This window comes from Dactylosporangium sp. CA-152071, assembly GCF_050936335.1.
GTDB lineage: Bacteria > Actinomycetota > Actinomycetes > Mycobacteriales > Micromonosporaceae > Dactylosporangium > Dactylosporangium maewongense.
This window is the reverse complement of sequence record NZ_JBNJMZ010000001.1, coordinates 7,946,562-7,969,266: the sequence shown is the minus strand read 5'-3', so window position 1 is coordinate 7,969,266 and position 22,705 is coordinate 7,946,562. Positions and strand designations below refer to the sequence as shown.

The following is a 22,705-nucleotide window of genomic DNA, read 5'->3' as shown; positions in this document are numbered from 1 at the left end:
TCACCGGAAGTCGCGGGACGCCGACCGGATCGGCAGGCTCAGCGCTGCCAGGTGGTCGGCCCGCAGGTTGAGCACGCCCTCGACCTTCTCGAGGACGCCGCGGACGACCATGGCGTTCGCGGTCCGGGCGACTCTCCGGTACCGCTGCCAGAGCCCCGGCGTGCAGGTGACGTTGAGCATCCCCGTCTCGTCCTCCAGGTTGATGAACGTGACCCCGGCCGCGGTCGCGGGGCGTTGGCGGTGCGTGACGATCCCGCCGACGGAGACCCTGCGCCCGTGCTCGACGGTGTGCAGCCGCTCCACGCAGAGCGCGCCGATCCGGTCGAGGTAGTCGCGCGCGAACTGCGCCGGGTGCGCGTCCGGCGCCAGGCCGGTCGCCCACACGTCGGCGATCATGCGTTCCACGGCGTCCATCCCGGGCAGCATCGGCGCCTCGAGGCCGCCGGTCGTGCCGGGCAGCCGCCCTTCCGTCTCCCGCGCGGCCGCGCCCGCCGCCCACAGCGCCTCCCGCCGGCTGAGCCCGAGCCCGGCGAACGCGTCCGCGGTGGCGAGGGCCTCCAGGTGCGGGGTGGTGAGGCCGGCCCGCCGGGCGAGGTCGCTCATCGACGTGAACGGCCCGCCGCCGGCGCGCTCCGCCTCGATCCGCTCGGCGACGGCGGTGCCGAGGGACCGGACCGCGGACAGCCCGAGCCGCACGACCGGGCCGCCCCGCCCCCAGCCGGCGGGCCCGTCCACAGGAACCTCCGACGGCAGGGGCGCCTCCAGGGTGGCCTGGGCGTCGCTGAGGTTGACGTCGGGGCGGCGGACGCTGACGCCGTGCCGGCGGGCGTCGTCGACGAGCGACTGCGGCGAGTAGAACCCCATCGGCTGCGCGTTGAGCAGCGCCGCGCAGAACGCCGCGGGGTGGTAGCGCTTCAGCCAGGCGCTCGCGTACACGAGATAGGCGAAGCTCATCGCGTGGCTTTCCGGGAAACCGTAGTTCGCGAACGCCGACAGCTTGTCGAACAGCTCGTCGGCGAGCGGGCCGGCGATCCCGTTGCGGGCCATTCCTTCGTACAGGCGCTGACGGATGCGACGCATGCGCTCCATCGACCGTTTCGACCCCATGGCGCGACGCAGCTCGTCGGATTCGGCGGGGGTGAACCCGGCGACGTCGATCGCCATCTGCATCAGCTGTTCCTGGAAGAGCGGCACGCCGAGGGTCTTGCGCAGCGACGGTTCCAGCAGCGGATGCGGATAGGTGACCTTCTCCTGTTTGTTCTTGCGGCGGATGTACGGGTGGACCGAACCGCCCTGGATCGGGCCGGGCCGGATCAGCGCGACCTCGACGACCAGGTCGTAGAACTCGCGGGGTTTGAGCCGTGGCAGGGTCGCCATCTGCGCGCGGCTCTCCACCTGGAACACCCCGACGGAGTCGGCCCGGCACAGCATGTCGTAGACCTCGGGGTCGTCCAGCGGCATGAGGGAGATGTCGAGCTCGCCGCCGATCATCTCGAACGCGTAGCGCAGCGCCGACAGCATGCCGAGGCCGAGCAGGTCGAACTTGACGAGCCCGGCGGCCGCGCAGTCGTCCTTGTCCCATTGCAGGACGGTGCGGCCCTCCATCCTCGCGTGTTCGACGGGGCACACCTCGATGACGGGCCGGTCGCAGATGACCATGCCGCCGGAGTGGATGCCGAGGTGCCGCGGGAAGGTCTGCAGCTCGTTGGCGTAGTCGAGGACCGGCGGCGGGATGTCGTCGACGTCGGCGGTGCTCACGTCGCCCCACCGTTCGACCTGCCGGCTCCACGCGTCCTGCTGCCCCGGCGAGTGCCCGAACGCTTTCGCCATGTCCCGGACCGCGGATTTCGGCCGGTACGAGATGACGTTCGCGACCTGGGCGGTGTAGTGCCGGCCGTACTTCTCGTACACGTGCTGGATGACTTTTTCCCGCTGATCGGACTCGATGTCGATGTCGATGTCGGGTGGCCCGTCGCGTTCCGGGGAAAGGAACCGCTCGAACAGCAGCCCCCATTTGACGGCGTCGACGTTGGTGATGCCGAGCGCGAAACAGACCGCCGAGTTCGCCGCGGATCCGCGGCCCTGGCAGTAGATGTTGTTCTCATTGCAGAACGTGACGATGTCGTACACGACGAGGAAATAGCCGGGGAAGTTCAGCTCTTCGATCAGGGCCAGCTCGTGCTCCAGCTGCTCGTGCGCTTTCGCGTTGCCGCGGTAGCGGTCGGCGGCTTTCGTCATCGTCAGGTGCCGCAGCCAGTCCATCTCCGACATGCCGGGCCGCGGCACCGGGTAGTCCGGCAGCCGCGGCGCGACGAGCTGCAGGTCGAACGGGAGCTCCCGCCCGTACGCGGCGGCCCTGGCGACGGCGCCGGGCCAGGCCGCGAACCGGGCCGCCATCTCCGCGCCGCCGCGCAGGTGGGCGGTGCCGGCGGCGGGCAGCCAGCCGTCGATGTCGTCGAGGCTGCGCCGGGCGCGGACGGCGGCGAGCGCGGTCGCCAGCCGGCGGCGGCCCGGGGTCGCGTAGTGGACGTTGTTCGTCGCGACCGTCGGCAGGTTCCTCGCGGCAGCGAGGTCGGCGAGGGCGTCGTTGCGTTCGTCGTCGTCCGGTCCGCCGTGCGACGTCAGCTCCACCGCCACCGATTCGGTGCCGAACAGCGCTACGAGCCGGTCCAGTTCCCGCGCCGCTTGTTCCGGACCGTGCTCCAGGAGCGCCGCCGGGACGTGGCCTTTCCGGCAGCCGGTGAGGACCAGCGCGTGGTCGCGGAGGGCCGCCGCGGTCTCCTCCAGGTCGTAGACCGGCCGGCCCTTCTCGCCGCCGCGGAAGTGGGCCTCGCTGATGGTGCGGGCGAGCCGCGCGTACCCCTGCGGGCCGCGCGCCAGGACGAGCAGGTGCCGGCCGAGCGGGTCGGGTTCGCCGTTCTGCGGGCCGGGCAGCCCCAGCGACAGCTCCGCGCCGAACACGGTCCGGATGTCGAGCTCCCTGGCCGCCTCCGCGAACCGGACGACGCCGTAGAAGCCGTCGTGGTCGGTGATCGCGACGGCTTCCAGGCCGAGGCGGGCCGCGGTCTCGGCGAGCTCCTCGGGGTGGCTGGCCCCGTCGAGGAAGCTGAAGTTGGTGTGGCAGTGCAGCTCGGCGTACGGGACCGCGTCGGTGGGCCGTTCCAGCGGGGGCGCCGTGTACGCCTCGCGTTTGCGGGTCCACGCCGGCGAGTCACCGCCGTCGCCGTCGTCGGCGGCGAGGACGTCGGGGTGGTAATCACCCTTCCTGCCCGTCAGTCTCCGTTCGAACTCCCGCCAGGGGATGTCGGGGTTGCTGAATCCCATCAGTCGTAGAGTCCTTCCACCCGCCAGGCGCCGTCCTCGAGGACGGCCAGGACCGCCCGCTCGTCGGCGAGCCGGAGCTGGAACCGGACGCGGCGGCTGGCTCCCTCGTCGTCCCACCAGCGTTCGTCGACCGGCCACGGCCCGGCCCACGCGATCACCTGCTGCGGTTCCCCGCCGATCTGGATGTGCGCCGGGGCGCCGCTGAGCTCCAGGCGCCCGCTGACCCGCACCGGCTGCCCGTCCTTGTCGGTGACGGCGGCGGGCGGCGGCTCCCGGTACACGGTCGCCGGCGACGGTGACGGCAGCCGCCCCGGCCACGGCGCGTCGGTGCCCCGCGCGACCCGTTCGTCGCCGAACGCCACGAGCCGGATCCGGCTGCTGTCGGCGCGCCCGCCGTCGAGGACCGCGGTGAGGACCGCGTCGGGGCCGAGGAGCCCCTGGACGCGGGTGAGGGCCCGGTGGGCGCGGTCGCGTTCGTCGCCGGCCTCGCCCCACAGCCCCGGCTGGAGCCCGAGGTGTTCCAGCACCCCTTCGGGGACGAGCCGCAGCCGCGCGATCCCCCCGGTCGGGGTGTGCCTGCTCTTGAGCCAGCCGTCGAGCTGCCAGCGGACCCGGTCGGCGATCGCGTTGACGCTCAGCAGCCCGTCGTGCCGCCATGTCCGCAGCAGCTCCTGTCCCGTGACGGTGACCGCCTCGATCCCGAGCCGCGTGCAGGCGAGCCCGTGCCGCTGGAGCCCTTCGTGCAGCCGCTCGGCGAGGCCCCGGGCCGCGAACGCGGCGGCGTCGACCCGCTCGACCGGCTCGTCGAACGTCTCCGTCACGTCCAGGTCCGGCGGCGGCTGCCGGGGCGCGAGCGGCCGCTCGTCCCGCCCGCCGGCGAGCCGGTGCGCGAGTGCCGCGTCGAACCCGAACCGCGCCAGCACGTCCGGCCCCGGCAGCGCCGCGAACTCCTCGAGCGTGTGGATCCCGAGCCGCCGCAGCAGGTCGGCCAGCTGCGGCCGGCCGAGCGCGCTGATGCTCAGGTCCGCGAGGAACCCCGGCGTCTCCCCCGGCGGCACGAGCACCCCGGCCCGCGCGGCCAGCCCCGCCGCGAACGTCCCCTCGGCGACCCCGACCTGCGCCTCCACGTCGCACCGCTGCGCGATCTGCTCCACGAGCCGCTCGGCCGCCTGGGCCTCACCTCCGTAGAACCGAGAGGGTCCCCTGGCCGCGAGCGCGCACGCCCCCGGCCGCAGCGTCTCCACCCCCGGCGCGACCTCCTCGACCGCCGCGAGCACCGGCTCGAACGCCCGCATGTCCCGCCCCGGGTCGTGCTCCAGCACGATCAGGTGCGGGCACCGCCCCTGCGCCTCCCGTTTCCGCAGGCCCCGCCGTACCCCTTCCTCCCGCGCCGCCGGCGACGTGGCCAGGACCCTGTTCGCGTGCAGCACCGCCACCGGCTGCTGCGCCGGGTACCCGTCCACGATCTCCGCCGCCACCACCGGCCAGTCGGGGCACCAGATCACCATCGTCCGCGTCGCCTGCTCCGCCGGCGCCATGTCAGCCGACCCTTCGCAGGCCGGCGGCGGGGGCGGTGCGCGGCATCTTCGCGTCGCGGACGGGCGGCAGCGGCCCTTCCAACGCCGGCAGCCACAGCGTCACCTCGCGCGCGGCGCTCGCCGCTCCCCGGCCGCGGGCCTGGATCGTCAGCTCCCGGCAGCGCAGCCGCCCCCGCCCTTCGCCGAGCCCGCCCCACGTCTGCTGGACCGGCGCCACCGTCACGTCCGCGCCGGCCCACACCCCGGCCGGCATGAGCACGCTGCCCCGCTGCCTGGCCCGCGCCGCCAGCCGCCCCGCCACCGCCGGCGCGACCGCCCCCGGCACCGCCGCCACCACGATGTCCACCCCGTCCAGCAACGCAGCGACGATGCTCGCCCACTCGGCTCCCGGGTCCGGCACCAGCGCCAGCCGCTCCAGCACCACCCCCATCTCCGCCGCCGCCACCGGATTCAGCGACGGCATCCCCACCACCGCGCACCACGACCCGGCCCGGCTCGCCGCCGCCAGCAACGCCAGCAGCACCGACGACGTCTGCACCGCGATCGTCGCCCCCCGCCGCAGCCCCCCACCCGGCAGCAACGCCCGCAGCCCCGCCAGCACCGGCAGCACCTTCCCGCTCCCGACCCCCGCCCCCACCGCGTGCTCACTGGCCGGATGCACCACCCCCGCCCCGACCAGCCCGGCCAGCCCCCGCCCGGCCGTCTCTGCGTCGCCTCGCCGCTCCCCGACCACCCGCAGCTGCCCGGCCGACCCGCCACCCCGCGCCTCGCGGACGCCATGGGCACCCTGCGCCTCCGGAGCCACCTCGACCGCGGCGTCGACGTCGGCCGCTTCGACCAGCTCCCGCCCGCTCCCGGTGGCGTGCTCACTGGCAGACCGCGCCACCCCCGTCCCGACCGACCCCCGCCCGCTCCCGGTGGCGTGCTCGCTGGCCGGACGCACCACACCCGCTCTGATCAGCCCGGCCAGCTTCCGCCCGGCTTCCTCGCCGTCGCCTCGCCGCTCTCCGACCACCCGCAGCTGCCCGGCCGACCCGCCGGCGCGCGCCTCGCGGACGCCATGGACACCCTGCGCCTCCGGAGCTGTCTCGACCGCGGCGTCGGCGTCGAGGGCGGGGACGGACTGCAGCCCCCGCCGGAGGGCAGCGTCGCTCGCGCCCGCAGCCCCGTTCACGACGTCGCCATCGACGCGTGCGTCATAGGACCCGGCGGCCGCCGAAGCCGACGTGCCAGCCACGGCACCTGCTCCCCCACTGTCGAACCGTTCTCCCCCGCCGCACCCGGCCCACCGCTCCGGCGCCCCTGACACGACGCTGTCCCCACTGCCCTGCCAGCCCCTGACCCGAGCCGGTCCCACGACCCGCTGTCCCAGGTCAGCGCACCCGCCGCGCCACAGATGTCACGCGATACATCGCCACCCTTCGGAAGATCGCGGAGCACCACTCCACGCCTCCGCTCAGCACCGACCCGGCACCGCGACCGGCACGACCCGGACAGGCGGCCCGTTCACCTTGTCCACCGCCGCCCAGTCCACCGGTCTCACCATGATCGAAGGCCAGATCCGGCGATGCCGGCAGCCAGATTCCTCCTTCGATCAAGCCGGTCCCGCAACGTTCGTCGTCCGGAGCGTCGTCCCAGCCGGTCCGGCATCCGAACCCCCTCGCCGTCCCGACCGGCGGCGCTGCGGCCCGACCGGACGCACACCCCGGCAACCCCCGACCACGCGAGGACGCAGCCCCGAACCCGCCGCCGACCGGCAACCGGCCGCGACCGCGCGGCACGGTGGCGGACCGGACCATGCCGGGCCCCGGCAACAGGGGTCCCGGGCACCACGACGGCGGACGCGACCGACCCGGCGCCCGCGGACCGAACGCCGCAGCTCAAGGGAGTCGTGGTTCAAGGCTTCACCGGGTTCTTCGACGCCGTGCCGAGCCGCCTCCACTTCGGAACCGGCTGGGCGTGGGCGTACCGAGGCCATCCGTGGCCAGTTGCAAAGGAAACGACGAAGGCGGGCGATCACCCACCGGAAACCCACCGACCGAACAGCACAACCATCCCGGCCGATCAGGCCGACCGGTCTGCCTCTTCACTCCGGCCGTTCCTGAGCAACCCGGTCAGCCCAAGTGGTCCAGGCGGTCCGGTGGTCCAGATGATCCGGGTGGTCGAAGCGGATCGGCGGGTCCAAGCGGATCGGCCGGTCCAAGCGGTCCGGGTGATCCAGGCGGTCCCGGCGGTCGAAGCGGGTCGACCGGCCTCGGCGGGCTGATCGGTCTCGGCGGAGCGACTGGTCCCGGCGGTCCGGGTGGTCCGGCTGGTCCCGCCGGGCCGGCTGATCCGACCGGGCCGGCTGATCCGCCGAGACCGGACAGGCCGGACGGTGGGCCGAGCGGTGGCTGCCTGGTCCGGCGGCGCTGTCCTGGCACGGCCGCGGGTCAGCTGGCGAGGCCCTCGAGCCTGGGCTGATACGAGAAGCCGAGGCCGACCTCGACCACGGCGATGAACTGCTCCGCGGAGCGCATGAGGTCGTCGGCCTCCCGGGCGGTGACCACCCGCGGGATGCCCGCCTCCGCGGCGGAGCGCTTGCTGGCGCCGGCGGCGAAATAGGCCGCCCAGTCGCTCAGCTCGGGCGCGACGAGCACCAGCAGCGACCAGACGCTCGTCACCTTGCTGCGGCGGCCCGGCGCGGCGGGCACGGCCCTGGCGGCGAGGACGGCGGCGGCGGCGCGGAGCGCGGCGAGGTGGGCGGTGGCATAACGCATGCCGTCGGTGCGGATCTCCGCCGCCTCTTCGAGGCCTCGGCGGGCGAGGGTCAACAGCTCCCGCGGCGTGCGGTGGGGAAGCGCGTGCGCGGGAACCGGAAGCTGCTGCCGGGACGCACCACCAGCCGCGCCGGTGACCGGAGCGGTGGCCGGAGCGGTCGGGAATCGACTGACGTTGGACGGCTGGGTCGAACGGTTCGCCGGCATGGTCTCTCCCTCTGTGGTGCGTCGGTGGGTCCCGCTCTGGGTCCCTGTGGTGCGTGCGGGCCGCCGCTGGGGGAGTAGCGGTGACACGCGGGTCGTGCGGACGTGACGGTCGAACGGCGCGACCCCGCCGGCCGGGCGTGGAGCTTCCCCACACCACCCCCGACCGGCGGGCCGGCTGGGCCGCTGCCCGCCGCCCGGGGGTCGTGGGCGGCGAGCAGCGACCCCACCTGAGGCCAGACCCGCGAAAATCCGGCCTCCGCGGTGTCGCGGACCGCGCTCGGGAAGAACGCCGCGAATCGTCTTCCCGAAGCAGTTCGAACACTCGTTCGACTGAGATAAGACTACACCCGGGTGCCGGGAAAGTCGCCACGACGCGGGCAGATTTTTCGAACATCCGTTCGCACGGTCACTCGTGCAGGTGACTGCGCTGACCGTCGTGGTCGAAGACGCAGAGGATCTCCGCCGGCCCGTCGTGGGCGCCGAACGCGTGCGGCGTCATGGTGGAGAACGCGGCCGCCTGACCCGGCTCGACCAGGATGGTCCGCTCCCCCAGCCGCAGCACGACGGTCCCCGACAGCACGGTGAACCAGTCCTTGCCCGGATGCACCCGCAGCTCCTCCGGCACCGGCCGGGTGATGCGCATCTTGGCCACGGAGACGCCGTGCGGCCCCGGCTCCCGGGTCATCATCCAGGTGGTCACGCCGTGCGCCTCGTCGCGCCGGGGGCGGATCACCACGTCCTCGTCGTCGACGGACTCCACGAGCTGGTCCAGCGTGGTCCCGAGCGCGCGGGCGATCGGGGCGAGCTGGTCCAGGGCGATCCGCCGGTGACCCGTCTCGATCCGGCTCAGCGTGGAGGGGCTCAGGTAGCAGCGCGAGGCGAGGTCGTCGAGCGACCAGCCCTTGGCCACCCGCAGCCCGCGGATCCGCTTGCGAACGAGGCCGTCGAGCTCACCGTCTTGCGTCATACGCAAGATTGTATGCCGCGAAAGCAAAGCGCGGCTATGGTCGAGCCATGCCCCAGAACCACACCCACAGCCACGCCCACAGCCACGCCCACAACCAGGCACACGGCCAGGGCCACGCCCACAACCATGCCCATCAGCACGACCACCAGGACCTCCACCAGGACCTCGCCGACATCCTCGACCTCGACGCCGAGGTGCTGCACGAGCACCTCACCGAGGTCATGGCCTGGGTCCACGAGCAGACCGGCGACGTCGCGACCGTGCTCGACCTGGGGGCCGGGACCGGCGCCGGCACCCTCGCACTGGCCCGCCGCTTCCCCGGCGCGACGGTCACCGCCGTCGACGTGTCGCCGCAGATGCTGCAGTACCTGCGGCACAAGGCCCACGCCGCGGGGCTCGCCGACCGGATCCGCACCGTGGAGGCCGACCTCGACGGCGCCGACAGTACGGGCGCTGACGGTACAAAGGCCGCAGATGCCGACCTGGTGTGGGCGGCCAACTCGCTGCACCACCTGGCCGACCCCGTCGCCAGCCTGGCCCGCATCCGCGGCGCGATCCGCCCCGGCGGCCACCTCGTGGCGTTCGAGATGGACGCGTTCCCCCGGTTCCTGCCCGGCGACGAGCTCGAGACCCGCTGCCACGAGGCCGTCACCGCGATGCGCGCCGGCGACATGCCGCACCTCGGCGCCGACTGGGGCCCGCTGCTGCGCGCCGCCGGGTTCACCGTCCAGGCGCAGCGCCGCTTCGAGATCGACCTGGAGCCGCCGCTGCCGGAGGCCACCGGCCGCTACGCGCAGACGTCCCTGCGCCGCCTCCGTCAAGGGCTCGAAGGGAAGCTGAGCCCCGAGGACCTGACCGCGCTGGAGGCGCTGGCGGAGGTCGTACCGACGCGGCCGGACCTCACCGTGCAGGCACGGCGAACCGCCTGGATCGCCACGCCGTAAGGGGCGTCATCCCCACCCGCACCTGACCTGTATCTTCTGCGGGTGACCCACCAGCCAAGGCCCGCCACCGGCGTCGCGATGGTCCTCGCCGGCAGCTTCCTGTTCGCCGTCAACGGCACCGTCGCCAAGCTCGCCGCCGGCACCGGCATCGACGCGCCGCAGCTCACGACGCTGCGGGCCGGCGGCGCGGCGCTGGGCCTGTTCGCGCTCGCGCTGGCGTTCCGGCCGTCCCGGCTGCGGATCACCGGACGGGAGGTGCCGATCCTCGTCGCGTACGGGCTGGCCGGCTTCTTCTTCGTCCCCATGCTCTATTTCGTCGGGATCGGCCGTCTTCCGGTCGGCATCAGCCTGCTCTTCGAATACACCGCGCCGGTACTGGTGGCGCTGTGGGCCCGCTTCGTCCAGGGACACCGGGTCCGCCCCCGGCTGTGGGTGGGGCTCGCCGCCAGCCTCGGCGGGCTCGCCTGCGTCGCGGAGATCTGGGGCGAGCTGCGCCTCGACGCGGTCGGGGTCGCCGCCGCGCTCGCCGCCGCCGTCCTGCTCGCCGTCTACTACCTGCTCAGCGCCCGCGGTGTCGCCAGCAGGGACACGCTGTCGCTGACCGCGTACGCGTTCGCGGTGTCGGCGCTCGCCGGCTCGGTGGTCCGGCCGTGGTGGGACTTCGACTTCGCCCGCACCACGGTCACCACCCACGGCGTGCCCGTGTGGCTGCTGCTGATCTACATCGTCGTCGGCGGGTCGATCGCGCCGTACCTGCTGCTCGCCGGCGCCATGCGGCACCTGCCGCCGACGAGCGTCGGCATCATCGGCATGTCGGAGCCGGTGATCGCCACCATCGTGGCCTGGCTGGTCCTGCACGAGCACCTGAACGCGGCGCAGATCTGCGGCGGCGTCCTGATCCTCGCCGGGGTCGCGCTCGCCGAGACCGCCCGCGTCCAGACGAAGGCGGAGCAGCGCCGATCCGAAACTGTCGGTGCCCCGAACTAGAGTCGGTCGCATGCAGCTTCATCCCAACGTGCAGGCCATCCAGGACGCTCTCGACGCCGCCGGCGCCCGTGACGCCGCCGGCGACCCGTGCCAGGTCAGGGTGCTCACCGAGCCGGTCCACACCGCCGCCGCGGCCGCGGCCGCCGTAGGGGTCGAGGTCGCCCAGATCGCCAACTCGTTGATCTTCGAGGCCGGCGGCGACCCGTTACTGGTCCTCACGTCCGGCGCGCACCGCGTCGACACCGCGAAGGTCGCCGCGCTGCTCGGCACCGGCAAGGTCAAGCGCGCCACCGCCGAGTTCGTCCGCGAGCACACCGGCCAGGTCATCGGCGGCGTGTCGCCGCTCGGGCACCCGAAGCCCGTGCGCACCCTCGTCGACGTCGACCTGGCGCGGTTCGGCGAGATCTGGGCCGCCGGCGGCATCCCCCAGGCGGTGTTCCCCATCACGTATGACGAGCTCGTCCGCATCACCGCCGGCACCCCCGCCGAGGTCGCGTGACCGTCCGGTTGCACGTGTGGCGGGTGCGGAAGCGAGCGGTGCCGCTCGCCTTCTGGGGGATGGCCGCCGACCGGCGGGCGCTGCGGCGACGGGCGGAGTTCGTGAAGCTGCTCGGCACCGGGAAGGGCAGCGACTTCGGCGCCGGCAAGGCGGACCTGACCCGCTGGGCGGCGATCGTCGTCGGCGACCCCTCGGTGGCGCCGCCGATGCGTGGCGCCACCGCGAGCTGCGCCGTCACGCTGGAGCCGATCGCGAGCCGCGGCACGTGGGCGGGGCGGGCACCGTTCGACGACGGCGGTGACGCGGCGCCACCCGTACACGCGAACAACGGCATGATCGCGGTGCTGACGCGGGCCAGGTTACGGCCCAGGAAGGCGCCCTCGTTCTGGAAGGCGATCGACCCAGTGTCCCGCGCGCTGCCCGGCGCCGACGGCATGATCTGCGCGTTCGGCGTCGGAGAGGCACCCGTAGGATTCCAGGGCACGATCAGCCTGTGGCGCAGTGCGGCGGATGTCGTGCGTTTCGCGTACCGTCAGCCCGAGCACGCCGCCGTCGTGGACCGCACGGCCCGCGAAGGCTGGTATGCGGAGGAGTTGTTCGCCCGGTTCCGTGTGCTGGACGTCACCGGCGACCGCGAGGTGATCGGTTGGAGGGACCGCCCGTGAGGCTCGTGCGGTGGCGCGGGGAAGACCTCCTCGCGCGACTCGACGACGTCATCGCCGTCTACGGGGAGGCGATGGGCTACTCGGTGCAGCTCCTGCAGACCCGCCGCGGGTATGTGGCCGGCCACACCAGGCGCGAGTCGTTCCAGGCCGTCGCGACCCTCGACGACGAGGACAACCTCCTCGGCTTCGGCTATGGCTACCGCGGCACGTCCGGCCAGTGGTGGCACGACCAGGTGCGCAACGCGCTGCGCCGGGAGCACCGCAAGTTCTGGCTCGGCAACTGCTTCGAGCTCGTCGAGCTGCACGTCCGGCCGCACGCGCAGGGGCACGGCATCGGCGCCCGGCAGCTGCACGACCTGCTCACCCAGGCCCCGCAGCAGACGGCGCTGCTGTCCACCCCCGAGGCGCCGGAGGCGACGTCCCGCGCGTGGCGGCTCTACCGGCGGTTCGGGTTCGTCGACGTCCTGCGCCACTTCAACTTCCCGGGCGACGACCGCCCGTTCGCCGTCCTCGGCCGGCAACTGCCGCTGTGAGAGCGCTCTGGGCGCTGCTCGCGGCGCTCGTCCTCACCGAGATCGCATACCCGCTCGTGCACGGCGGCACCCGGGCCGCGCTCACCGTCGCCACCGTCGTCGCCGGCTATCTGCTGTCCGTCGGCCACGCCTGGCTGTCCCGCGGCCCGCGCGCCGCCGCCGTCCTCGTCCTCGTCACCACCGGCGGCGGGTTCGCGGTCGAGGCGGCCGGCCGGTCCACCGGCTACCCCTTCGGCGACTACGACTACACCGGTTCGCTCGGGCCCAGGCTGCTGGGCGTGCCGCTGACGATCCCCCTCGCCTGGACGTGGATGGCATGGCCGGCGTGGGTCGCCGCGGCCCGCCTCACCCGGCGGCGATGGGCGCGGGCCGGGATCGCGGGGCTGGGCCTGGCGACCTGGGACCTCTTCCTCGACCCGCAGATGGTCGCCGAGGGCCACTGGCACTGGTCCTCCCCCGGCGCCGCGCTGCCCGGAGTCCCCGGCATCCCGCTCACCAACTATCTCGGTTGGCTGGTGGTCGCGTCGGTACTGGCAGCGGCGCTCACGCTCTGGTTACCCGACGCGCCCGGCACCGACGACCGGCCGATGTATGCGCTGTACCTGTGGACGTACGCCTCGAGTGTCCTCGCGCACGCGGCGTTCCTCGGTATGCCCGCGTCGGCGGCGTGGGGCGCTCTGGGGATGGGGCTGGTCGCGGTCCCCTTGGCGGTGACGCTGTGGCGGGCGCGGTCCTGACCCTGCTGGTGCTGCTCGTGTTCGCGCTGACCGCGCACACCGTGGTCAACGCGCGCCTGCTGCGCTCTCCCCGTGCGGGCTCTCGTCGTGCGCCGGGCGCCGCTGCTGGTGACGCTGCTTCTGTGGCCGGCGCTTCGGGTGCGGGCCGGGTCGCGGTACTGCTGCCGCTGCGGGACGAGGCGGCGCGGGTCGAGCCGTGTCTGCGGGCGTTGCTGGCGCTGCGCGGCGCGCCCAGGATCCTGGTCCTCGACGACGGCTCCACCGACGGCACCGCCGACCTCGTCCGGTCCGTCTGCGGCGACCGCGTCACGCTCCTGGCGGGCAGGCCGCTGCCGGAAGGCTGGCTCGGCAAGCCGCACGCGTGCCAGCAGCTCGCCGACGCGGCCGGGCTCGCCGGCGACGCCGACCTGCTGGTGTTCCTCGACGCCGACGTGATCCTGGCCCCCGACGCCGTCGAAGCGGCCGCCACGCTGCTCGGCGACGCGGGGGTGGGGCTGCTCAGCCCGTACCCACGCATCATCGCGGGCAGTCCGGGCGAGCGGCTCGTCCAGCCACTGCTGCAGTGGTCGTGGCTGACGTTCCTGCCGTTGCGCGCGATGGAACGCTCCCCCCGCCCGTCGCTCGCCGCGGCCGGCGGGCAGTTCCTGCTGGTCACCCGGGCCGCCTACGACCGCGCCGGCGGGCACGCCGCGGTCCGCGACAAGGTCCTCGAAGACATCGAGCTGGCCCGCGCCGTGAAGCGCACCGGCTGCCGGATCGCGCTCGCCGACGGCTCCGACCTGGCCACGTGCCGCATGTACACCTCATGGCGCGAGGTCGTCGACGGCTACAGCAAGTCGCTGTGGGCGTCGTTCGGCTCCCCCGCCGGCGCCACGGCCGTCGTGTCGCTGCTGCTCGGCCTGTACGTCCTGCTGCCCCTCACCGTCCTCGCCGGATGCTGGCAGGGGCTCGCCGGCTACCTCCTCGGCGTCGCCGGGCGGGTCGTCAGCGCCCGGACGACCGGCGGCCGCGCCTGGCCCGACGCCCTCGCCCATCCCGTGTCCGTGCTGCTGTTCGCGTGGCTGGTCCTGCGCTCCTACCGCCGCCGCGGCCGCGTCTCCTGGAAGGGCCGCCCGACATGGCAACCGTGACCGTCACCCGCGGCCGCGTCTCCTGGAAGAGTCGCCCGACATGGCAACCGTGACCGTCACCCGCGGCCGCGTCTCCTGGAAAGGTCGCCCGGCATGGCAACCGTGACCGTCATCGGCGCCGGCGTCGGCGGCCTCGCGACAGCGGCCCGGCTCGCCGCGGCCGGCCACAAGGTCACCGTGTTCGAGCAGGCCATCACCGCCGGCGGCAAGCTCGGCCGGCACGAACGGGTCACCGCCGCCGGCACCTTCCGCTTCGACACCGGCCCGAGCCTGTTCACCCTGCCGCAGGTCGCGGCGGAGCTGTTCGCGCAGACCGGCGGCCCCGCCCCCGAGCTGGACCTGGTCGCGCTGGATCCGCTGGTACGACACCACTTCCCCGACGGCACGACCCTCGACTCCTGCGCGGGGGCCGGATTCGAGGACCGGATCGCGGCCGCGTTCGGCGCGGACGCCGCCGCCGACTGGCGGCGCCTGTGGCAGCGCGCCGCCCGCGTCTGGGAGACCTCGTGGCGGCACGTCCTCACCGCGCCCGTCGACAGCCCGCTGCAGCTCGCCGGCCTGGCGTGGCGGCTGCGCGACCTGGCCGCGATCGCACCCGGCCAGACGCTGCGCGGCCTGGGCCGCCGGCACCTGCGCGACCCCCGCCTGCGGACGCTGCTGGACCGTTACGCCACGTACACCGGCGCCGACCCCCGCCGCGCACCCGCCGCGCTGCTCGCGATCCCCTACGCGGAGCTGGCGTTCGGCGGCTGGTACCTCCGCGGCGGCCTCGGCACGCTCGCCGACGCGCTGCTCGCCCGGTGCGCCGCGCTCGGCGTCACCGTCCACCTCGGCACCCCCGTCGAGTCCGTCCTCGTCGAAGGCCCGCGAGCCGCCGGCGTCGTCCTCACCGACGGCGCCACCGTCCGCTCCGACCTCGTCGTCGCCAACGCCGACGCCCTCCACCTCTACCGCGACCTGCTCCCCACCCCACGCCGCGCGGCCCGCCTGACCCGGCGCAGCCTCGGCGGGTTCGTCCTGCTGCTCGGCGTCCGCGGCACGACGCCACAGCTCGCGCACCACACCGTGTTCTTCCCCCGCGACTACGACGCCGAGTTCGACGCGATCTTCGGCTCGCCCGCCCACCCCCCGGCCGACCCCGCCGTCTTCGTCACCTCGGCCGACGACCCCACCGCCCGCCCCACCGGCCACGAGGCGTGGTTCGTCCTGGTCAACGCCCCGCCGCACGGCGAGTTCGACTGGCGCGCCCCCGGCGTCGCCGACAGCTACGCCGACCGCGTCCTGTCGATCCTCGCGTCCCGCGGCGCCGACCCCCGCGACCGCCTCCTCTTCCGCGACGTGCTCACCCCCGCCGACCTCGAAGCCTCGACCCGCTCCCCCGGCGGCGCCATCTACGGCACCGCCAGCCACGGCCTCACCGGCCTCCTCCGCCCCCCGACCCGCGGCACCGTCCGCGACCTGTTCCTGGTCGGCGGCTCCGTCCACCCCGGCGGCGGCCTACCCCTGGTCATGCTGTCCGCCAAGATCGTCGCCGACCGCATCGGCCCCGCCTAGCGCTCTGTTTCCGCACCTCCGCGTGGCGCCCGTTTCCGCCCCCGCCTCGCGCCTGTTTCGTGGTCCGCCTGACGCCAACCTTTCGTGGCCCGGCTGGAGCGGCGCACCCTCGGCCAGCCGCCGAAATCGCCTTCCGACGTCGTCACCGGTGGTAATACCTCGCGGTCACGGCCATGGAGCGCCGTCACCGGGTCATGACAGAGCGCGACGGACGGCAATGGCGAGTTGCGTGAAGCCGGCAGAAGTCAGGGCGGCCATCACCACCAGCACCGCGAGGACCGTCGCGGACTCCCAGCGGCCCAGGGCGGACGCGCCCGCGACGGCGAGGAGGCCGAAGATCGTGACGAGGACGCGGGTCGGGCGTTCCGCGACGGTGACGGTGCCGATGTCGGACATGCCGGCGACGGTGGCGCGGGCGCGGACGTACTCGTGCAGCCACATCACGCCGCCACAGGCCACCCCGAGCCAGGCCGGCCCGCCGAGGAGGACCAGCGCCACCAGCCAGCAGGCCTCGGCGACCCGGTCGGCGGCGGAGTCGTAGACCTGGCCGAGGCGGCTCGCCCTGCCGGTGACCACGGCCAGGACGCCGTCGACGGTGTCGGCGACCGCTGACAGCAGCACCAGGACCGCACCGGCGAACGCCCAGCCGCCTCCGCCGATGACGGTCAGCGGCACCGCGACGGACAGCAGCAGGCCCAGGACCGTGACGGCGTTCGGGCTGCGGACACCCGCGCGGACGAGGGCGGCGCCCAGCTCGTACGAGATGCGCAGCCAGCCCCGCACGAGCGGCGGTGCGGACCTCGGGTCGTAGCCGCCGTGTGCCGCCGCCCACCGCTCGGCATAACCGTCCCAGTCGCGGACGTCAGACGCGGGCGCCGACACCGAGCTGCTGCCAGACCTCCCGGGTCGCCGTCGACCGGTTGAGCGTGATGAAGTGGATCCCCGGCACGCCCTCGTCGAGGAGCCGCTGGCACATCTCGCTGGCCAGGTCGATGCCGAGGCGCCGCACCGCCTGCGGGTCGTCGGCGATCTGCTCGAACCGGGCGGCGAGATGCGGTGGGAAGGGCGCGCCGGACAGCTGCTGCGAGCGGGCGATGGTGCCGATGGCCGTGACCGGCATGACACCGGCGACGATCGGGGTGTCGCAGCCGGCGGCCGCGACCCGGTCCCGCAGGCGCAGGTAGTCGTCGGCGTCGAAGAACATCTGGGTGATCGCGAAGTCGGCGCCGGCCCGGCACTTGCGGACGAAGTTGGCCGTGTCGGATTCGATGTCCGTCGACCTCGGGTGCTTGTACGGGAACGCCGCCACCCCGACGCTGAAGTCCCCCGCCTCGCGGACGAGCCGGACGAGCTCCTCCGCGTAGAGGACACCCTCCGGGTGCTGGACCCACTCGCCCATCGGGTCGCCGGGCGGGTCGCCGCGCACCAGCAGGAAGTTGCGGATGCCGGCGCCGGCGAGCTGACCGATGACGTTGCGCAGCTCGGCCACCGAGTGGTTGACCGCCGTCAGGTGCGCCATCGGCAGCAGCGTCGTCTCCGTCGCCACCCGCTCGGTCACGGCGACGGTGGTGTCCCTGGTGGTGCCGCCCGCACCGTACGTGATGGAGACGAACGACGGCCGGAGGGGCTCCAGCTCCCGGATCGCCTGCCACAGCTGGCGCTCGCCCTCGGGGGTCTTCGGCGGGAAGAACTCGAAGGAGAACGTCGGCGCCTCTGCCGCGATCAGGTCACCGATCGCCGCGGGTCCGCCACCCATCACAGAAGGAAGTCCAGAAGCCACGCCCCGACTGTAGTGCCCCCGGCGCCGCGGCCGGGAGGTCGCATCGGCGAATCATGTCGTACCCCTGAGGTAGAAAGACGTCGGACGGTTCGACGGCCGCGGGCATCGCGAAGGCCTGCGGCGCGCCGGGCGTCCTGCTGGACCGCGAGAGGACGGGGGTCGCTGGTGCCAGGAGGTCGTGACCCATGTCCCAGAGGATCGACCCGCCCGCACATCCGGGCGAGACGCTCGGAGTGCTGCTGACCCGCCTGCGCCAGGCACAGGGCAAGTCGCAGGTGCGGCTCGCCGGGCTGCTGTGCGCCGCGTCGGGGCTGCCGACACTGACCCGCCACGAGATCTCCAGGTGGGAGCGGGAGGAGCGCATCCCGAGCCGGGTCTGGCTGTGCTGGCTCGCGCTCGTGCTCGACACCTCGCTGGACGACCTGGAGCGCGCCGCGGCCCACACCCGCCGGCGAAGGGAGCCGACCATGACCGCACCCACGATCTCGACCGTCACGGCGACCATCCGGCCTGCACCGCGTCCGCCCGGCCCCGCTCCGGCCGGTGCCTCCACGGACCGGGTCGCGCCGCCCGGCTCCGTCCCGCGCGGGCTGCCGACGCACGGCGCCGGCCCGGGCATGGGCACAGACACGGCCCGCCCGAGCGAGGTGGATGACGTGGGCGGGCGGATCGCCGGGTTGCGACGCATGGACGACCTGGTCGCGGGGCCTGAGCTGGTGGCGCTCGTGCTCGCCGGGCTGCGGTCGGCGGTGCGGGCCACCGGCGCGGGGTGCGGGCCGCCGGCGGCGGCCGCCGAGCTGGTGCAGCTGCATGCCTGGGTCGCGGCCGACGCGGGGCGGCCCGTCCCTGACGGTGCCGTGCGGGGTGGGGTGCGGGCTGCGGTCGCCGGCGGTGACCGGGCCCTCGCCGGGCACCTGCTCGGCTGTGTCGCGCAGGCCGCCGGGGAGCGTGGTGACGCCCGGGCGGCCGTCCGGGCCGCGGTCGCGGCCGAGCGGGTCGCGGGTGCGTGCGACCCGGCGACGGCGACCGTGCTGGCGCTGCGGGCCGCGTTCGCCGCCGCGGCGGCCGGTGATCGACGGTCGTGCGACGGCGCCCTCGCGGCGGCGGACCGGGCGCATGCCCGCCGGGGCTCCGCGGTCGAGCCGCCGTGGCTGTACTGGCTGGACGACGCCCACGTGGAGGCCCTGGCCGGCCTGTGCCTGACCGCGGCGGGGCGGCCCGCGGCGGCGCTGCCCCGGCTCGGTGCGGCGCTGCGGGGTCCGGGCGTCCGGTTCCGCGCCGCGGGTCTGGTCAGCGCGGCGCTGGCCCGCGCCCACCTGTCCGGCGGCGACCTCGACGCCGCCTGCACCGCGGCCGCCGAGACGCTGCTCACGTGCGCCGAGTCCGGTTCGTTCCGGGTGCTGCGCCAGCTCCGGTCCCTGGAGACCGCGCTGCACGCCGCCGCGGGGCGGGGGCGGCGACCCGCGTCGCTGGTCGTGTACACGGAGCTGGCCGAGTCTGCCGCCGGCTGCCTGCCGGGCACCGCTCCACCACCGGCGCGTCAGGGGCACGCCCGCACCGGTTCGTTCGCCGCGCCGGCCGTGGCCCGGGCGGGCGGGCCGGACCAGCTCCAGGGAAGGGTGGCCAGCTGACCTCCGCAGACGTCCCGACCACACCGACGAGACCGACCGACCTTGACAACTGAACAGCGAGGGTGCCGAAGGCGGCGGCTGTCGGACGGCCTGCGATTCGCCCCAAAGGCTCCAGGCGCCGGGGTCCGGGCACACCGACGCACCAGGGGCTGTCCACGCGCCGGTCCGCTGTATCGCCCACAACAGGCCGGCGCGAACAGGGCGAGGTGGACGGGGCGAGGTGGACGGGCAGAGCGGAGGCAAGGTGAACAAGGTGGGGCGGGGCGGACCAGCTTCAGGGAAGGGTGCCGGCTGCCGGCTGGACCTTGGACCCGCAGGCCGGGGTGTTGCCGAGCGCCGCTGCACCGTCGACGCACCAGGGCTGTGCACACGCCGGGTTCGCCGCGTCGCCCGTGACCGAGTCAGGGGGCGACGGGGCTGGGACGGGCCGAAACGTCCGCGGCAAGCCCCGGGCCGACGGGTCGTGGGGCGGGTCGAGGCCAACGGGTCGGAGCGGGGCGAGGCCAACGGGCGGGACGGGGCGAGGCGGGCCCGACGGGACAAGGGCGGGCAGACGAGGACGGGACCGGGCCGAGGCCAACGCGTCAGGGCAGGCCGACGGGTCAGGGCGGGGCTGGTCGAGGTCGAAGCCAAGTCGAAGTGGGGTGCGGTTCGGACATACGGTGGGTGAAGTAGTGGTTTCGCAGGGTGGAGCGGGTCGACCGGGTGGACGGAGTGGGGGGCGGGGTGGATGACGGGGGTGGGGACCGGAGCGGCGGTTCGCGCGGATTCGGGCTAGCGTCTCTGCCGTGACGCACCCCTTCCTCGACCGGGCCGAGCTTCGCACGCGGGTGCGGCAGGCACTCGACGACTTCCTGCGGCAGCGGCGGAGCAGGCTCGCGGAGATCGAGCTGGAAGCCCTCGCGCCGGTTGCCGACGCGATCGAGGCGCTCGTGGTGCAGGGGGGCAAGAGGCTGCGGCCGGCGTTCGCGTACTGGGGGTACCGGGGCGCGGGCGGGGCCGATGACGACGCGGTGGTGGCGGCGGTCGCGGCGCTGGAGCTGGTGCAGGCGAGTGCCCTGATCCACGACGACGTGATGGACGGGTCGGAGACGCGGCGCGGGGAGCCGGCGGTGCACCGGAGGTTCGCGACGCTGCACACGCGGGCGGGGTGGCGGGGCGATCCGGACGGGTTCGGGACGGCGGCGGCGATCCTGCTCGGGGACCTGTGCCTGGTGTGGTCCGACGAGATGCTGCACGCGAGCGGGCTCGGGGCGGACACGCTCGCCAGAGCGCGGCCGGTGTTCGACGAGATGCGGACCGAGGTGACGATCGGCCAGTACCTCGACGTGCAGACGCAGGCGACCGGGGACACGTCGACGGCGCGGGCGAGCCTGGTGGCGCGGTTCAAGTCGGCGAAGTACACGATCGAGCGGCCGCTGCTGCTGGGGGCGGCGATCGCCGGGGCGCCGGAGGAGCTGAACAAGGCGTACGAGGGATACGGCCTGCCGCTCGGCGAGGCGTTCCAGCTGCGCGACGACGTGCTGGGCGTGTTCGGCGACCCGGTCGTGACGGGCAAGCCGGCCGGCGACGACCTGCGCGAGGGCAAGCGTACGTACCTGGTCGCCGCCGCCATGGAGGACGGCGGTGCCGACGACGCGTGGAAGCTGCTCGGCGACCCGGAGCTCGACGCCGCGGGGGTCGCGCGGTTGCGGGAGGTCATCGTCGGGAGCGGCGCGCTGGACCGTACCGAACGCCGCATCGCAGACCTGACGGCCGAGGCGCTGGGAGCGTTGGACGGGGCGCACCTCACGGCGGAGGCGCGGGAGGTCCTGACGGGTCTGGCCCAGGCGGCGACGCAGCGGACAGTCTGACCCACAGCGACAGGGTCAGCACGATCAACGCGAAGCCGAACAGAAGGTCCTCGACCGGGGCGTACACGAGCCGCAGCCCCAGAATGTCGGCCGGGTTGTACAGGACGACGCCGCGGCCGGTCAGGATCCCGTTGGACAGCAGCTGGAAGCCGAAGATGATCGGGTAGGTGCACCAGAACACCTTGCCGAGCACCACCCGGCTCCGGATCGCGAAGACGTCGATGAGGACGGCGGCGACGACTCCGGTGACGGCGGCCATGGTGTACGTCATGGGCGCCGCCGCGCGGAAAGCCGCAGCAGGGTCTGCCGGGTCGCCTCGAAGCCGAGGATCGCGCAGACGGGCACGACGAGGAAGAACAGCACTTCCTCCAGCGGCAGCCCGCCGGGGAACACGACCCCGACCATCTGCGCCGGGTCGAACGTCCAGTGTCCCGAGCGGATGGCGAGCAGGTCCCAGCCGATGAAGAGGGCGGCGACCGGGGCGATGCTCAGGATGAGCCGCCGCACCTGCCGGAGCACGCCGACCTTCAGCAGCGGCTCGAGCCACAGCGCGCCGAAGAGACAGCCGGCGAGCACCAGCAGGTACGTGAAGCGGAGCACCGCTAGAAGCCCAGGGCCTGCGCGCGGCGCTTGACCTCGGTGGCCCGGTTACCGCGCAGCGCGGCCGCGGGTGTGCCCGGCAGGGTGTCGTCCGGCGTGTACAGCCACCGCAGCGCCTCATCGTCGTTGTACCCAGCGTCGTGCAACACCGTGAGGACGCCGGGCAGGTGCTTCACCACACCGTCGTCGCTGATGAAGTCGGCCGGCACGCGCAGCACACCGTCCTGGCGGACGGCGAGCAGCTTGCGCTCCCGGACGAGCTGGTGCACCCGGTTGACCGGGATGCCGATGCGTTCAGCGACGTCCGGCATGGTCAGCCACTCGGTTGGGCCCACTGGTTGTTCGGTCACAGGGAACACAGTGCCATGTCGCTGGGACGCATACCGACGGAGGGGAACGGCTGTGGGGCTCTGGCTCAAGGTCCACCATGAGGTCACCGGCGCCTGGCGTTCCGCGCGCTACGACGTCTACCGGCAGGTGAGCCGCCGGAAGCTGACGCAGCTGCTGACCGCGGAGACGGCGGAGTTCACCGGGTTCGCCCCGCGGCACCGGGCCGTCCCGCGCCGGGAGCGGCCGCGCCGGGTGGCGGCGACGAGCGGGGTGGCGCTGCTCGTCGCGGGTGGGGCGGCCGGCACGTATCTCGCGGTCGCCAGCAGCCTGACCGCGCTGCGCACCCCGCCGCCGGCGTCGTCGGTGGCGGCCGCGGCGGCGGAGCCGACGGTCACCGTCCCGGAGACCTCCGGTGGCGCGCCGGAGACCCAGAAGGCGTCGCCGCGGGCGCAGGTGCGGCGGTCCGCGCCGCCGCCGGTCCTGGCGATCCCCGCCGTGCCGCCGCCGGCGGTGGTGCCGACGACGAAGACGGTGGAGGGCACGCCGTCGTCGTCGACGAGCCCCAGCCCGAGCGTGACGGCTAGTCCGTCACCGTCCGTATCGACGCCGTCGCCAACCCGCACGACCTCAAAGACCCCGAAACAGGGACAAACCAATGGTGGTATGG

The 22,705-nt window shown here is 74.2% G+C and carries 22 protein-coding genes; 11 read left to right on the top strand and 11 right to left on the bottom strand.

The window, feature by feature from the left end; genetic code table 11:
* The 4 genes from ACQEVZ_RS35925 to ACQEVZ_RS35910 all read right to left on the bottom strand — a co-directional run bounded on the left by ACQEVZ_RS35925 (position 1) and on the right by ACQEVZ_RS35910 (position 7,828).
* Positions 1-3,324: an error-prone DNA polymerase gene (locus ACQEVZ_RS35925; RefSeq protein ID WP_433374826.1), complete on the bottom strand. Its 3,324-nt coding sequence runs from the start codon at positions 3,322-3,324 to the stop codon at positions 1-3.
* Positions 3,324-4,862 carry a DNA polymerase Y family protein gene (locus ACQEVZ_RS35920; protein WP_433374823.1) on the bottom strand — a complete coding sequence of 513 codons (1,539 nt, stop codon included), beginning with the start codon at positions 4,860-4,862 and terminating at the stop codon, positions 3,324-3,326. The genes ACQEVZ_RS35925 and ACQEVZ_RS35920 overlap by 1 nt, the downstream gene beginning before the upstream one ends.
* 1 nt (position 4,863) lies before the next feature.
* Positions 4,864-5,550: a hypothetical protein gene (locus ACQEVZ_RS35915; RefSeq protein WP_433377160.1), complete on the bottom strand. Its 687-nt coding sequence runs from the start codon at positions 5,548-5,550 to the stop codon at positions 4,864-4,866.
* A gap of 1,744 nt (positions 5,551-7,294) precedes the next feature.
* Positions 7,295-7,828 carry an SAV_6107 family HEPN domain-containing protein gene (locus ACQEVZ_RS35910; RefSeq protein ID WP_433374820.1) on the bottom strand — a complete coding sequence of 178 codons (534 nt, stop codon included), beginning with the start codon at positions 7,826-7,828 and terminating at the stop codon, positions 7,295-7,297.
* Positions 7,829-7,930: 102 nt separating this feature from the next.
* Between ACQEVZ_RS35910 and ACQEVZ_RS35905 the strand changes: the two genes are divergently transcribed.
* Complete coding sequence (locus ACQEVZ_RS35905; RefSeq protein WP_344506328.1) at positions 7,931-8,059, top strand: hypothetical protein; 129 nt, start codon at positions 7,931-7,933, stop codon at positions 8,057-8,059.
* A gap of 175 nt (positions 8,060-8,234) precedes the next feature.
* Here the strand turns inward: ACQEVZ_RS35905 and ACQEVZ_RS35900 are convergent, their stop codons facing one another.
* Positions 8,235-8,795: a helix-turn-helix domain-containing protein gene (locus ACQEVZ_RS35900; protein ID WP_344506327.1), complete on the bottom strand. Its 561-nt coding sequence runs from the start codon at positions 8,793-8,795 to the stop codon at positions 8,235-8,237.
* 47 nt (positions 8,796-8,842) lie between these two features.
* On the opposite strand from ACQEVZ_RS35900, the gene ACQEVZ_RS35895 reads away from it, so the two are divergent.
* From ACQEVZ_RS35895 to ACQEVZ_RS35860, 8 genes are all read left to right on the top strand, one after another.
* Positions 8,843-9,739: a class I SAM-dependent methyltransferase gene (locus tag ACQEVZ_RS35895; protein ID WP_433374816.1), complete on the top strand. Its 897-nt coding sequence runs from the start codon at positions 8,843-8,845 to the stop codon at positions 9,737-9,739.
* A gap of 42 nt (positions 9,740-9,781) precedes the next feature.
* Positions 9,782-10,726, top strand: coding sequence for an EamA family transporter (locus ACQEVZ_RS35890; RefSeq protein WP_433374813.1), 945 nt, complete (start codon positions 9,782-9,784; stop codon positions 10,724-10,726).
* A 10-nt stretch (positions 10,727-10,736) separates the two neighbouring features.
* Entirely contained in the window at positions 10,737-11,225 is a 489-nt protein-coding gene (locus ACQEVZ_RS35885; protein WP_344506324.1) for a YbaK/EbsC family protein, read from the top strand.
* Positions 11,222-11,890 (top strand): monooxygenase, encoded by a 669-nt coding sequence (locus ACQEVZ_RS35880; protein WP_354903460.1) that lies wholly within the window; start codon positions 11,222-11,224, stop codon positions 11,888-11,890. Before ACQEVZ_RS35885 ends, ACQEVZ_RS35880 begins: the two co-directional genes overlap by 4 nt.
* Positions 11,887-12,423 carry a GNAT family N-acetyltransferase gene (locus ACQEVZ_RS35875; RefSeq protein WP_433374808.1) on the top strand — a complete coding sequence of 179 codons (537 nt, stop codon included), beginning with the start codon at positions 11,887-11,889 and terminating at the stop codon, positions 12,421-12,423. Before ACQEVZ_RS35880 ends, ACQEVZ_RS35875 begins: the two co-directional genes overlap by 4 nt.
* Entirely contained in the window at positions 12,420-13,160 is a 741-nt protein-coding gene (locus tag ACQEVZ_RS35870) for a carotenoid biosynthesis protein (RefSeq protein ID WP_344506321.1), read from the top strand. Before ACQEVZ_RS35875 ends, ACQEVZ_RS35870 begins: the two co-directional genes overlap by 4 nt.
* Entirely contained in the window at positions 13,142-14,290 is a 1,149-nt protein-coding gene (locus ACQEVZ_RS35865) for a glycosyltransferase (protein ID WP_433374804.1), read from the top strand. The genes ACQEVZ_RS35870 and ACQEVZ_RS35865 overlap by 19 nt, the downstream gene beginning before the upstream one ends.
* A 93-nt stretch (positions 14,291-14,383) precedes the next feature.
* Positions 14,384-15,844: a phytoene desaturase family protein gene (locus tag ACQEVZ_RS35860; protein WP_433374801.1), complete on the top strand. Its 1,461-nt coding sequence runs from the start codon at positions 14,384-14,386 to the stop codon at positions 15,842-15,844.
* 192 nt (positions 15,845-16,036) lie between these two features.
* Here the strand turns inward: ACQEVZ_RS35860 and ACQEVZ_RS35855 are convergent, their stop codons facing one another.
* Both ACQEVZ_RS35855 and metF read right to left on the bottom strand, forming a co-directional pair.
* Entirely contained in the window at positions 16,037-16,726 is a 690-nt protein-coding gene (locus tag ACQEVZ_RS35855; protein ID WP_433374798.1) for a CDP-alcohol phosphatidyltransferase family protein, read from the bottom strand.
* The gene (gene metF, locus ACQEVZ_RS35850; RefSeq protein WP_344506317.1) at positions 16,707-17,624 is read right to left on the bottom strand and encodes a methylenetetrahydrofolate reductase [NAD(P)H]; all 918 of its coding nucleotides are present in this window, start codon (positions 17,622-17,624) and stop codon (positions 16,707-16,709) included. Before metF ends, ACQEVZ_RS35855 begins: the two co-directional genes overlap by 20 nt.
* 185 nt (positions 17,625-17,809) lie before the next feature.
* Here metF and ACQEVZ_RS35845 point away from each other — a divergent pair, with 185 nt between their 5' ends.
* Entirely contained in the window at positions 17,810-19,255 is a 1,446-nt protein-coding gene (locus tag ACQEVZ_RS35845; protein WP_433374794.1) for a hypothetical protein, read from the top strand.
* 788 nt (positions 19,256-20,043) lie between these two features.
* Positions 20,044-21,108, top strand: coding sequence for a polyprenyl synthetase family protein (locus tag ACQEVZ_RS35840; protein ID WP_433374791.1), 1,065 nt, complete (start codon positions 20,044-20,046; stop codon positions 21,106-21,108).
* Here ACQEVZ_RS35840 and ACQEVZ_RS35835 read toward each other — a convergent pair.
* From ACQEVZ_RS35835 to ACQEVZ_RS35820, 4 genes are all read right to left on the bottom strand, one after another.
* Positions 21,044-21,379, bottom strand: coding sequence for a lycopene cyclase domain-containing protein (locus ACQEVZ_RS35835; RefSeq protein ID WP_344506314.1), 336 nt, complete (start codon positions 21,377-21,379; stop codon positions 21,044-21,046). The two genes, ACQEVZ_RS35840 and ACQEVZ_RS35835, sit on opposite strands and share 65 nt — an antisense overlap.
* Positions 21,376-21,708, bottom strand: coding sequence for a lycopene cyclase domain-containing protein (locus ACQEVZ_RS35830; protein ID WP_433374787.1), 333 nt, complete (start codon positions 21,706-21,708; stop codon positions 21,376-21,378). Before ACQEVZ_RS35830 ends, ACQEVZ_RS35835 begins: the two co-directional genes overlap by 4 nt.
* 2 nt (positions 21,709-21,710) lie before the next feature.
* Entirely contained in the window at positions 21,711-22,067 is a 357-nt protein-coding gene (locus tag ACQEVZ_RS35825) for an Rv2175c family DNA-binding protein (RefSeq protein ID WP_344506312.1), read from the bottom strand.
* A gap of 108 nt (positions 22,068-22,175) precedes the next feature.
* Positions 22,176-22,661 carry a hypothetical protein gene (locus ACQEVZ_RS35820; RefSeq protein ID WP_433374783.1) on the bottom strand — a complete coding sequence of 162 codons (486 nt, stop codon included), beginning with the start codon at positions 22,659-22,661 and terminating at the stop codon, positions 22,176-22,178.
* Between the last annotated feature and the right edge of the window lie 44 nt (positions 22,662-22,705).